Here is a 12,025-nt window from a genome sequence, read left to right on the forward strand (position 1 = left end):
GTCATGGTCGCCAATCTCGCGCCGCGCAAGATGAAGTTCGGGCTCAGCGAGGGGATGGTGCTCGCAGCTTCGAGTGATGCCATGAACGCAAACGGCAAGTCCGGCATCTTTCTGCTATCACCGGATGACGGTGCACAACCGGGAATGCGCGTAAAATAACCCGGCCATGCGACCAGCACATCAAACTCCGCGCCCGCGACCGACTCTGAGAATAATGCTGTACGCTGTCTTCGATGTGGCCGGCATGCTGATGTTTGCTACCGGAGCAATGTGGCTCGCTCGCAGGCAGGCGCTGTTCATCCCCGACTTCCCCGTCAATATGACGGAGGCGATTGTCGTAAGTGTCGGTGGCCTGTTGATGATGCTCTGGGCCGCCAGCCGGATTTTGCGCGAGATGATCACGCGCCCCGCTAGTCAAAGCAACAAAGGTCAATAGTCCGTGCCCGCGAAGCCGTCCTCAGCCACCAGGTTTCTCACGGCAAGCGTTTGCGTGGGTGAGAAAAAGTGAACGAACTGCCGTTAATCGACTGGATCCTTTTCACGGCACTGGGCTGGTTGCTGATCGGCGTGATCGGCGTTGCGTTCCCGCGCAATTTTTTGCTGAACAGCCGCGTCCTCTTTCCCCTCGGCGCAATTTTCGGTTTGGCGCTCGCATTGCTTGCACTGACCGGCAATTACGCCAGTCCGCAAGTCCGTATCCTGCCCCTCGGCATGCCAGGACTGCCCTTCCATTTGCGCCTTGACGCTCTGTCCTCCTTCTTCCTGCTACTGCTGGGAACAGCCTCCGCCGGCATTTCAATCTACGCCGCCGGCTATATGCGCAAGGGTGACGGTACGGCTCCGGGGCTACAATGCCTGCTCTATCACGTCTTTCTGGCCAGCATGGCTTTCGTCATGTTGGCCGACGATGGTTATGGCTTCATGGTCGCCTGGGAAACGATGGCGCTCAGCTCCTTCTTCCTGGTCACGTCGGAACACCGCCATCCGGAAATCCGACGTGCCGGTTATCTCTACCTGCTGGTGGCTCACGTCGGCGCGGTAGGCATCCTTCTTTCCTTTGGCGTGATGGCTGACAGCGCGGGCGACTATTCCTTTGACGCCATGCGCGATTTCTCCCGCATCGGTTTCTGGCCGACCATCGCTTTTCTACTTGCGCTTTTCGGCTTCGGCGCCAAGGCCGGTATGTTGCCTCTGCACATCTGGCTACCCGAAGCGCACCCGGCCGCTCCTTCTCCCGTGTCGGCGATGATGAGTGGCGTCATGCTCAAGACGGCGATCTACGGGATGCTGCGCGTCACTTTTGACCTGTTGCATGCGCAACTGTGGTGGTGGGGCGTTCTGCTGCTCGTGCTCGGACTGGTTTCAGCATTGTTCGGCGTTATCTTCTCGGCGATTCAAACCGACATGAAACGACTGCTTGCGTACTCGTCGATCGAGAACATCGGGTTGATATTTCTCGGAATCGGACTGACGCTGATCTTCAAGTCCTTCCTGCTACCGCATCTTGCTGCATTGGCGCTAACCGCCACGCTCTATCATTGCCTGAACCACGCCTTCTTCAAGAGTCTGCTCTTCCTGAGTACCGGCTCGGTTCTGCACGCCACGCGCGAGCGCAACCTGGGCAAACTCGGTGGGCTGATTCATCGAATGCCTTGGGTCGCCTGGTTGGCCCTCATCGGCGTGCTGGCTGCGTCCGGCCTGCCGCCACTCAATGGCTTCGTCTCGGAGTGGCTGTTGCTGCAAAGCTTCCTGTTCACCTCGGGTCTGCCGCACGGCTATCTCAACATGCTGCTGCCGGTGATTGCCGGCGCCGTCGCGCTGATCTCGGCGTTTGCCGGTTTTGCCATGGTCAAGTTCTTTGGCATCGTATTTCTTGGCCAACCGCGCGAGGAGAAACTCGCCCACGCCCATGATGCCGGCCGCCTCGAACGCATCGGGCTGCTCTGGCTGGGTGTGGGCTGTGTCCTGCTCGGCCTGTTTCCGAATGCCGTAATTTCGCTGCTCGACCCGGTCACCCGACTGCTTGTCGGGAGCGGCCTGCGCGGTACGGCAGCCAGCCATGGCTGGTGGCTTCTGGCGCCGATCAGCGAGGACCGGGCCAGCTATAGCCCCGCCATTTTCCTCGGCAGCATTGTCGTTCTCATGCCGCTTGTCTATTTTGCGGTCAACCGTTTCTACCACGGCCGACTGAAACGCGTGCCGGCCTGGGATTGCGGATTTCCGTTGCAAACTCCCCGCATGCAGGACACCGCCGAAGGCTTCGGCCAGCCGATCCGCAGAATCTTCTCGCCCTTCTTCAAACGGACCCGCGAGCACCCCTCGCCATTCGATGCCCAGCCACGTTATCGAAGCCTCGTCGAAGACCCGTTCTGGTACTGGCTCTATCTGCCGATTGCAAGAATTGCCGATCACGGCACGCGGCTTATCGCTTTCCTGCAGCAGGGGCGCATCGCGCTGTACCTGCTTTACAGCTTCATCACGCTGCTCACCCTTCTGGTTCTGACACGCGGATGAACTTCTACGCGCTCTTTGCCCAGTTGCTGGCGCTCGCTACCGCCCTGATTCTGGCGCCGCTCCTCACCGGCTGGATCAACCAGTGCCGCGCCTGGATGCAGAACCGCTCGGCGCCACCTTTGCTGCAAACCTATTACACCTTGAACAAGCTGTTCCACAAGGATGCAATGCTGGCGCACAATGCCTCGTCGCTCTTCCGCGCTGCACCCTACGTTAACTTTTCGTGCATGGCGCTGGCCTCGGCCATTGTGCCGACTCTGTCCACCGAACTGATCTTTTCACCTGCCGCCGATGCCATTGCGCTCGTCGGACTCTTCGCGCTGGCCCGTGTTTTTATCGCGCTGGCCGGCATGGACGTCGGCACTGCGTTCGGCTCGCTGGGATCGCGGCGCGAGATGCTGATTGGATTCCTCGCCGAACCGGCCCTGTTGCTGATCTTCTTCACGACATCACTGATTTCGCAGTCGACCTCGCTGTCGACCATCGTCGCCGCGCTGGCACATCGCGATTTCGTCATCTACCCGAGTCTGGCCTTTGCCGGCGTCGCCTTCACCATGGTATCGCTTGCCGAAAATGCACGTATTCCGATCGATAATCCGACAACCCACCTCGAACTGACCATGGTGCATGAAGCCATGATTCTTGAATACTCGGGCCGCCATCTGGCGCTCATCGAATGGGCTGCCAGCCTGAAGATGTTTGCGTATTCCTGTCTCGGCCTCGCCCTGTTCTTTCCGTTTGGAATATCCGAAGCGGCGGACCCGGCTTCACTCGCGGCCGCCGGTGCATTCCTGATCGTGAAACTTCTTATCGGCGGCTTCCTGTTGGCGCTGATCGAAACAGTCAACGCAAAGATGCGTGTCTTCAGGGCGCCGGAATTCCTCGGCACGGCCTTCCTCCTGGCGGTACTGGCCATGCTGGTGCACCTGCTGCTGGAGACAGGGAAATGAGCCAGTCGTTGATCAATTTGCTTCCCTTCAGCGGGCAGGTGATCAACCTGTGCGCAGCGCTCATGCTCTTGCTCGGTTTCGCCATGCTGGCGCAGCGGCGTGTTCTGACGCTGATCAACCTGTTCATGATGCAGGGTCTGGTGCTGTTCGTATCGACGCTGGTCGTTGCGCTGACCACGAACCAGAGCCATCTCCTGTGGTCGGCAGGGCTTACCCTGACTCTCAAGGTCATCGCCTTGCCCTACATCCTGCACCGCTTGATCCGCAGACTGTCGGTCAAATGGGATATTGAAACACTGCTCAACATTCCGACGACCATGCTCGTCGGCATCGTGCTGGTAGTCATCGCCTTCAACGTGGCGCAGCCGATTTCGCAACTGTCCGGCACCATCACGCGCTCCACCATCGGCATTGCGCTGGCCTGTGTGCTGCTTTCCTTCCTGATGATGATCACACGCAGCAAGGCGGTGCCCCAGGTGGTCGCATTTCTGGCCATGGAGAACGGACTTTTTTTCGCTGCCACCAGCGCCACGTACGGCATGCCGATGGTCGTTGAACTGGGTATTGCACTCGACGTCATGGTCGGTATGGTTATCCTCGGTGTCTTCTTTTTCCAGATAAGGCAACAATTCGACAGCCTTGACACCAGGCACATGGAGAGGATCAAGGAAGAATGAGCGGAGCGTTCGAACTCGCCTTGGTTCTGGCCATTCCCTTTGTCACTGCCTTGCTGCTCGGGCTCGTCGGTCACCGTCGGGGTGCGGCGGAGATCAACGCTGCCGGCAGCCTGCTTACGCTGCTGGCCGCCGGAATGCTGACTGCGAGCGTGATCAGGGACGGTCCGATGACGCTCTTCGACGAGCAGTTCTTCGTCGATCCGCTCAACGTATTCATGATCGCACTGACCGCGTTCGTCGGCTTGACTACCTCGCTTTTCTCGCGCCCGTACATGCGTGTCGAGCTCGACCATGGCCGTCTCTCGGCGGGGCGACTGCGCCTCTATCACAGCATGTACCAGATGTTCATGTGCACCATGCTCGTCGCGCTGTCGACCAACAACCTCGGGATTCTCTGGGTGGCCATGGAGACCGCGACCCTTACGACCGTGCTGCTGGTCGCGCTCTACCGCACGCCGGCCAGCCTTGAAGCGGCCTGGAAGTACTTCATCCTGTGCGGCGTCGGCATTGCCCAGGCGCTGTTCGGCACGATCCTGATCTATTTTGCCGCCGAGCGCGTCCTCGGCCACGAAGGCGGGGCTCTGCTGTGGACGCACCTCGACGCCGTCAAGACACAGCTCGAACCCACCGTTCTTTCGCTGGCTTTCGTTTTCCTGTTTATCGGTTACGGCACCAAAACCGGCCTGGTGCCGCTGCATAACTGGTTGCCCGATGCCCACGCCGAAGGCCCGACACCCGTCTCGGCCGTACTTTCCGGATTGCTGCTGAATGTCGCGCTGTACGCCATCATCCGCAGCAAGGTGCTGGTCGATGGCGCGCTCTCCAGCCATTTTGCCGGCAATCTGATGATCGGTTTCGGTCTGCTGACAGTTGTCGTTCCGGCCTTCTATCTCTCCCGGCAAAAAGACATCAAACGTCTCTTCGGCTACTCGTCGATCGAGCACATGGGAATCATCACCTTTGCTTTCGGCATGGGCGGCCCGGTCGCCAGCTATGCCGGGTTGCTGCACATGACGGTGCACTCTTTGACAAAATCGGCAATATTCTTCGCCGTTGGCCACGCCGCGCAAAAGGCCGGCACACAGGTAATTGAAGACATCCGGGGCCTGCTCAAGCTTTCGCCAGTCATCGGCTGGGAACTGATGATTGGCACGTTGGCCATCCTCGGCATGCCTCCCTTTGGCGTGTTCACCAGTGAGTTCATGATTCTGACCACAGCCATCAAGCACTACCCCTGGGCCACGCCGATCCTGCTGATCTCGCTGGGGGTGGCCTTTGCCGCCATGTTTGGCAAGGTGCAGGGCATGGTCTTCGGAAAACCAACGGCACAGCGCCTGCCGCACCGTCCGGCGCTGATCCCCGTCTTTCTGCATCTCGGACTGGTACTCATGCTCGGTATGTGGATACCTCCCTACCTCGCCGATTGGTACCGGCAGGCGGCCAAATTGATCGGTTGAGAACACGCATGCAATTCCTCGAACAACCCATCGACTTCGAACCCCTGGCCGGCCACGCCGCGCTGACTTTCGTTGCGCGGGTCAACGCCCAACAGCTCACCGCCTTCTGCGGCGCCGCGCACACCGCCGAGCGCCGCATGGTGGCGCTTTGGGGCAGCGATGAACGGGACCGCGATAGTCAATCCGGGTATGCCCTGCATGTCGCTTTCGATCTGGCAGAGGGGCTGTGTTGTCTGACCCTGCCAATGTCCGGCGAGGATCCGCAGTTCCCCGACCTTTCGCTGCCGTTTCCAGTCGCCAACCGCATGCAGCGTGCCGTGCATGACATGATCGGCGCCAGACTCGAAGCCGGTGATCAGCGCCCCTGGTTGCGTCACGATAACTGGCCGGCTGACCATTATCCCTTACGCCGCGACACGCCCGACTCCCGATTCGAAACGCGGAACGAGGAGTACGCATTCGTCACTGTCGAAGGCGACGGCGTGCACGAAGTCGCCGTCGGTCCAATTCATGCTGGAATCATTGAACCGGGCCATTTCCGCTTTTCGGTGATGGGCGAAAGCGTGCTTCGCCTGGAGGAGCGACTGGGCTGGAAACACAAGGGCATTGAGCGACGATTTTGCGGCATGGGGCTCGGCGACGGCGCCCGGCTGGCTGGCCGCGTTTCCGGCGACTCGACGGTTGCCTACGCCTGGGCCTATTGTCAGGCGGCTGAAGCCATCGGTGGTGCAATGCCACCGCCGCGCGCCCTCTGGTTGCGTGCTCTGCTTCTCGAACGCGAACGTGTGGCGAATCATCTGGGCGATCTTGGATACCTCGGCAATGATGTGGCTGTATCGTTCGGGCTGATGCAATTCATGCGTCTCAAGGAAGACTGGGTCCGGCTCAACGCCAGCCTGTTCGGCCACCGGTTGTTGATGGATCGGATCATTCCGGGCGGCGTTTCTGTTGACCTTGACGCAGCGGGTGCGAAGGCGATCACCGAGCAATGCCACGCCCTCGGCAGGGAAGTTCAAAACTTGAAGCAAATCTACGACGAGCATGCGGGTTTGCAGGACCGCTTTCTCACGACAGGCCGGGTCTTTCCCCATCTTGCCAAACGCCTTGGCATGATCGGCCTCGCCGGCCGCGCCAGCGCGCAAAAGTGGGATCTGCGCTGCAACCATCCGTGCGAACCGTATGAGCAGCTGGAACCGAAGATGGCCATTCAACGCAACGGCGACGTCGCCGCGCGCGCGTTGGTCCGTTTCTCCGAAATCAGCGAGTCGCTGCACCTGATACAAAAGATCATTCGCGATCTGCCTCAAGGCAGCATTTGCGATACGACCCGCAGTGAAGCCGACAAGCGCGGATTCGGCTGGATTGAAGGCTGGCGGGGCGACGTTCTCGTCGCGCTGGAAACCGGCAAGGACGGCAAGATTCGCCGTTGCCATTGCCACGACCCGTCGTGGCAAAATTGGCCGGTGCTCGAACACGCTGCAATCGACAACATCATTCCTGACTTCCCGTTGATCAACAAATCCTTCAATCTCTCCTACGCCGGACAGGATCTCTGATCATGATTCCGATCCTTCGCCAAATACTTCGCACCGGAATCGTCAGCGAGCCGGCGCCTGCCGTTGACGATGCCTTGCGCGCCACCACGCAGCGGCTGTCCGAAGCGGTCCTCAAGCAACTTGGCCGCGCCCTGGTGATACGTCATGTCGATGCCGGTTCATGTAACGGCTGCGAGCTCGAAATCCACGCCCTGAACAATCCCTATTACAACCTCGAGGCCATCGGCATCAAGTTCGCTGCCAGCCCGCGTCATGCCGACCTGCTGCTGGTCACCGGGCCGGTTGCCCGGAACATGGAAGTCGCTGTCAAGCGTGCCTACGAGGCCACGCCGGAACCCAAGCTGGTGGTCGCGGTGGGTGACTGTGGCTGCACCGGGGGCATTTTTGGGGAGAGCTATGCCTCCTGTGGCCGCGTAGCCAATGTCATTCCCGTTGACGTGTCGATTCCTGGTTGCCCGCCCACGCCGCTGCAACTGATTCAGGGCATCCTCGCTGCCATCGCCCCCGACAGGGCCGAAGCCAGTCGCAGGAATATCCCGGCCCAGTAGAATCCCGTTTCAGACGTGACCTTTCTCACCCGTCATCTTTCCATCCACGGCCGAGTACAGGGCGTCGGCTTTCGCTGGGCACTCAGTGCCGAAGCGAAGGCATTGGGGCTGCGCGGCTGGGTCCGCAACCGCAATGATGGCAGCGTTGAGGCGCTCGTTCTTGGTCCGCCCGAGGCAGTGGAAGCGCTAACCGCTTGGGCGCACCACGGCCCTTCGACCGCGATCGTCGCACGCGTTGTCAGCAGGGATGAACCCACCAGTGAAGATCACGAATCATTGACTGGATTTAGGCAGGTACCGACATTTTGATTTGCGGGGAACTTGCCGGGACGCTATGCTGACTAAGTGGCACTGGATTCGGCACTCGTCCGTTATTGATCCCCACTTTGTTCAAAACCCACTGAAGGAGAAGAATTATGGCCGTACTCGTTGGCAAGCAAGCCCCTGATTTCACAGCAACCGCCGTCATGGCCGACAATGAAATCCGCAATTTCACCCTGTCCGCCGAGACCAATGGAAAATATGCGGTCATTTTCTTTTACCCTCTCGATTTTACGTTTGTATGCCCGTCCGAACTGATTGCCTTCGATCACCGGCTGGCCGAATTCAAACAGCGCGGCGTCGAAGTTATCGGCGTCTCGATCGACTCCCAATTCACTCACCTGGCGTGGAAGAATACGCCGGTCAACAATGGCGGCATTGGCCAGGTGCAATACCCGCTGATCGCCGACATCAAGCACGAGATTTGCCGCGCCTACGACGTCGAATTTGGCGCTGCCGGCGTCGCCTTCCGCGGTTCATTCCTGATCGACAAGAAGGGCACCGTTCGTCACCAGGTGGTGAATGACCTGCCGCTCGGCCGCAATGTCGACGAAATGCTGCGCATGGTCGATGCACTGCAATTTACCGAAGAGCATGGCGAAGTCTGCCCGGCTGGCTGGAACAAGGGCAAAGCCGGCATGAAGGCATCTACCGCTGGCGTTGCCGAGTATTTGTCGGCTCACGCCAAGGAGCTTTAAGTCTTCGGGGTTCAATCAAAAAAGACCGCGTTGGAAGGCGCGGTCTTTTTTTTGCGACAGTGATTGCTTGGCCCGATGCGTTCTGTGTCAAGTATCAATTGATCCTGCCCGTGTACATAACCGTGTCCGAATCGCGGGATGCGTTAGCGCATCTTGGGGCACACAGCAAGTGAGCCAAGTTCAGGGAGTGACAGGCTACGTCTTCCAGCACCGTCGACACGAAACAGAAAGGTGCGCAATCCATCAATACGTGCCACGCCGTTGTAGCGTGTGGAACCCAGCCTAGGCGTCGCCGCTCTAATTCCCGCTATGTAGCCGGCGGGAGCCAGGCGATGACGCACGATCGATCTGGCGATCAGAGGCGGGTGATCGTGAACGGAACGGGCACGACGAAATGCCGCCGGGAAATCTGAGGATCTGGCACCTTCAGTCAAGCCATTTGAATTGGCAACCAAGGGGCTGGCTGGGGCAGGACAAACGGAAGATATTCAAGCCGCTCGCGGTCCCCAAGACTTACACCAGCCATTCGCGCTAACCTCGAATGGTTTCTTGATTGAGGGATGTGCCCGGTAGGAGAAAATCGCGCATGGTCCCCATATGTCACCCGGTGATCCGCTAAATAATTGGCAATTGCTACAGAACTGATTTTCCTTCCGGTTAAATTGGGCGGTGTCCACCATTGTTGCGTCTTCCTTGTAGCTTAAAGCCTTGGCTTGACGATCATTTTCTGGCAATTTGGCGATTTCGGAGGAAATGCCGTCGTTCGATGGGACTCCTTTAGCCGCCAGTACGTCGGTGACAGGCAGAATAAATCCCAGCGGTGCAACCGCAATGCCTTTTAGGGCAGTATTCAAAAACTTCCTTCGCTCGGTGCTTTTGGTCTCTCGCGCAGCCATGATTAATTTTCTCCTGATTATTTGAAAAATGATCCATTCTTGAAGCGATTATGTCAGTCGAGGCGATGACAGGTTCAGTCAGCGTACGTTCAACCTCATACATAACAGGGAAATTGAAAGTTCCGCCTCGAGGAACGCAACCGTGCATTCGACATGACGCAAGCACAACTCTAAAGGGATTGCGTGAGGTTTACTACCAGAAAAGCGAAATGCTATCGGGAAAACGAAGCGCTTTTAGCCGCATACCCTTGCCAGGGTTTGAGAAGGTAGCTCGCCAAAGCGGTGGCGATATTTACGGGAAAAGTCTCCAAGATTTGCGAAGAAAAGTATGGCAATCTGCGTGACGCTTTCATCGAGTTTCGCATTAAGCAGTCGGCTGCGAACGGCAAGAAGTTTTTGTTCGACAATCCACTGACCCGGAGTGCAATTGAACCTTCGGCGGAAAGCATACTGCAACGAACGTGCGGATACACCGGAAACAGACTCCAGTTCAGTCATTGTCAGCGTACGTTCCAGATTGGCGAGGATGTATTCGCAGAATTCGTTCACACGCTTGTCAGACAGCACATTTGGCCCTTTTCGATCGGTGCCAGGCAAAACGGTAAACTGTTTTGGCAAGAGCATCATGACCATGATTCGGTAAATTGCCTCATCGATCCCGCTCAGCCCAAGCAGATCTGGTCTGCTGTCAAACTGATCGATCAACTCTCCGTAGTGGCGGAATACGGTGTTGAAATCGATTTCCTTGGTACGCATCACCAACGTCCTTGGTTGATTCAGCGACAAAAAATCGACATTATCGTAGGCGTCCAGACCCAGCATCGAACGGGCCGTAGTTTGTATCCGCTGCTCGTCTATCGTGATAAATAACGCAGAACGATTAGTATCATGGCCACGTCGAGCAGTAGCGGGCAACAGTATGGCTGCCTCTCCCGCATTCCACTGAAAGCGGACCTTTTCGACAGTGGTATAGCTATTGCCGCTTAACGGAACCAACAACGCCGGTCGCTCGGCATGGTTAACGTCGACGTAAAGCGGCGAGCTCGCTGTGGCGACGATGTTCAAGCCGTTAATACTGGCGACTGACGAACGGTGCCTGAATCTTGTGGAAGTATCTGCAGCGTGATAGGAAATATCAAAACCGGTGTGTCCCTGGATGCGATCATTCATCGCACGAACGTCGCTATCTTCAAGCGCGCTGGAATTTCCAAAAGCAAGCCTTGGCAGAGAATCCATAGATGATCTTGTCAGAGCTATATTAATAATGTTTTTGATCTATAAGCAAATGTTATTCCATAAAAACTACTTGTTGATAATCAATTGGTTAAGCTGTCTGAAAATGCCGTTGCATGATTTTTTCCGCCCTAAAATATTGCATCGAGCCTTAGGATGGTGCATTAGTACGCACAATCAGCAGTGTCCTAACGTTCTCACGCTGGGGTCATAAGACAAGTTGCTCTCAGAACGCTGCAGGGTTTTTTACCAGCCGCTTGTCCGACCGGAAACGTCACCTGGGGAGTGAACCGTACCCGGCTGCCGTACCCTTTAGCTCGCGCCACAACTCGCTGACTGGCACGCGGTTCTTGATCGTCCGATCGACCCACTCGGTTGGCCGTGCCGTGCCGGGGTGGAAGCGAACGCCCCAGATCGGTTCGAAGCCGTCGGTACGCAGCGAGTAGCGGGCGTCGCCGATGACGCTGGGGTCGGCGCTGGCACGCGCAGTCCAACCGGCGGAGAAATAGCTGAAGCGCATGAAGTCACGGCGGACGCGCTCGTCGGCCCTGGCCTCCAGCGGCAGATCCTTCTCCAGCAGCAACTCGACCGTACTGCCCTCTTTCCAGCGAGCACCATCCCTGCCGACGACGCGCAAACGGTCGGTGTACAGCGTGTTGCCCGATTGGTAGACCGATCGCCAGAGCAGCGGATTGCCGACGGTCGGAAACATCTCGGCGCGATCGAGCGGATGGCCACGGGCGGCGGCTATCCGGACCTGCAGGTCGAGCGCGCGTTCGCGTTGCCAGGCAGCCGTCCCGACGTAGGCAACACTGAGAGCCAGCGCCACAGCTGCCGGGAATCGTGAGCCACGACGGACGGCGAAGACCAATCCGATCAGCAGCATCAGAGTCAGCAGGGGGCCGATGGTCGTGACCCAGTGCCAGGCGACGCGCAGCGTCGAAAAGGGCCACAGCAGGTGCGTCCCATAGTTGGTGCAGGCATCGAGTACGGCATGGGTTGCATAACCGATGGTCGTGGCCGCCACAATCGGCCGCCAGTTCGGGTGATGCCGCGGCCGCACCAACCACGGCAAGGCCGCAACGATACCGCCCACCGGGATGAACGCCAGCGCGTGCGTGAAGTGGCGATGGTACTGGATCGCCAACAAGGGATCCGTCGAACTCCGGATCAGG

13 protein-coding genes are annotated in these 12,025 nt (G+C 58.2%); 10 read left to right on the forward strand and 3 right to left on the reverse strand.

Features of this window, described 5'->3' with window-relative positions; genetic code table 11:
- The 10 genes from PROAA_RS00105 to PROAA_RS00150 form a co-directional block, all read left to right on the forward strand.
- Positions 1-159: hypothetical protein (locus tag PROAA_RS00105; RefSeq protein WP_186409353.1), on the forward strand; the 159-nt coding region annotated here is incomplete at its 5' end.
- A gap of 55 nt (positions 160-214) precedes the next feature.
- The gene (locus PROAA_RS00110; protein WP_245664094.1) at positions 215-436 is read left to right on the forward strand and encodes a hypothetical protein; all 222 of its coding nucleotides are present in this window, start codon (positions 215-217) and stop codon (positions 434-436) included.
- Between the two features lie 68 nt (positions 437-504).
- The gene (hyfB, locus tag PROAA_RS00115; protein WP_245664095.1) at positions 505-2,514 is read left to right on the forward strand and encodes a hydrogenase 4 subunit B; all 2,010 of its coding nucleotides are present in this window, start codon (positions 505-507) and stop codon (positions 2,512-2,514) included.
- Positions 2,511-3,464: a respiratory chain complex I subunit 1 family protein gene (locus tag PROAA_RS00120; protein ID WP_186409355.1), complete on the forward strand. Its 954-nt coding sequence runs from the start codon at positions 2,511-2,513 to the stop codon at positions 3,462-3,464. Before hyfB ends, PROAA_RS00120 begins: the two co-directional genes overlap by 4 nt.
- Complete coding sequence (locus PROAA_RS00125; RefSeq protein ID WP_186409356.1) at positions 3,461-4,141, forward strand: formate hydrogenlyase; 681 nt, start codon at positions 3,461-3,463, stop codon at positions 4,139-4,141. Before PROAA_RS00120 ends, PROAA_RS00125 begins: the two co-directional genes overlap by 4 nt.
- A complete protein-coding gene (locus tag PROAA_RS00130) occupies positions 4,138-5,598 on the forward strand; it encodes a hydrogenase 4 subunit F (RefSeq protein WP_186409357.1) in 1,461 nt (486 codons plus the stop codon). The genes PROAA_RS00125 and PROAA_RS00130 overlap by 4 nt, the downstream gene beginning before the upstream one ends.
- An 8-nt stretch (positions 5,599-5,606) precedes the next feature.
- Positions 5,607-7,154 (forward strand): hydrogenase large subunit, encoded by a 1,548-nt coding sequence (locus tag PROAA_RS00135; RefSeq protein WP_186409358.1) that lies wholly within the window; start codon positions 5,607-5,609, stop codon positions 7,152-7,154.
- A gap of 2 nt (positions 7,155-7,156) precedes the next feature.
- Positions 7,157-7,702 carry an NADH-quinone oxidoreductase subunit B family protein gene (locus PROAA_RS00140; RefSeq protein WP_186409359.1) on the forward strand — a complete coding sequence of 182 codons (546 nt, stop codon included), beginning with the start codon at positions 7,157-7,159 and terminating at the stop codon, positions 7,700-7,702.
- A gap of 15 nt (positions 7,703-7,717) precedes the next feature.
- Positions 7,718-8,011 (forward strand): acylphosphatase, encoded by a 294-nt coding sequence (locus PROAA_RS00145; protein ID WP_186409360.1) that lies wholly within the window; start codon positions 7,718-7,720, stop codon positions 8,009-8,011.
- Positions 8,012-8,118: 107 nt separating this feature from the next.
- Positions 8,119-8,721 (forward strand): peroxiredoxin, encoded by a 603-nt coding sequence (locus PROAA_RS00150; RefSeq protein ID WP_186409361.1) that lies wholly within the window; start codon positions 8,119-8,121, stop codon positions 8,719-8,721.
- Between the two features lie 488 nt (positions 8,722-9,209).
- Here the strand turns inward: PROAA_RS00150 and PROAA_RS00155 are convergent, their stop codons facing one another.
- The 3 genes from PROAA_RS00155 to PROAA_RS00165 form a co-directional block, all read right to left on the reverse strand.
- Positions 9,210-9,617, reverse strand: coding sequence for a high-potential iron-sulfur protein (locus tag PROAA_RS00155; RefSeq protein WP_186409362.1), 408 nt, complete (start codon positions 9,615-9,617; stop codon positions 9,210-9,212).
- Positions 9,618-9,851: 234 nt separating this feature from the next.
- Positions 9,852-10,853 (reverse strand): helix-turn-helix domain-containing protein, encoded by a 1,002-nt coding sequence (locus PROAA_RS18800; RefSeq protein ID WP_222102023.1) that lies wholly within the window; start codon positions 10,851-10,853, stop codon positions 9,852-9,854.
- A 271-nt stretch (positions 10,854-11,124) separates the two neighbouring features.
- A partial coding sequence (locus PROAA_RS00165) for a metal-dependent hydrolase (RefSeq protein ID WP_222102024.1) occupies positions 11,125-12,025 on the reverse strand: 901 nt, incomplete at its 5' end.

It is taken from the genome of Candidatus Propionivibrio aalborgensis, from assembly GCF_900089945.1.
Classification (GTDB): domain Bacteria; phylum Pseudomonadota; class Gammaproteobacteria; order Burkholderiales; family Rhodocyclaceae; genus Propionivibrio; species Propionivibrio aalborgensis.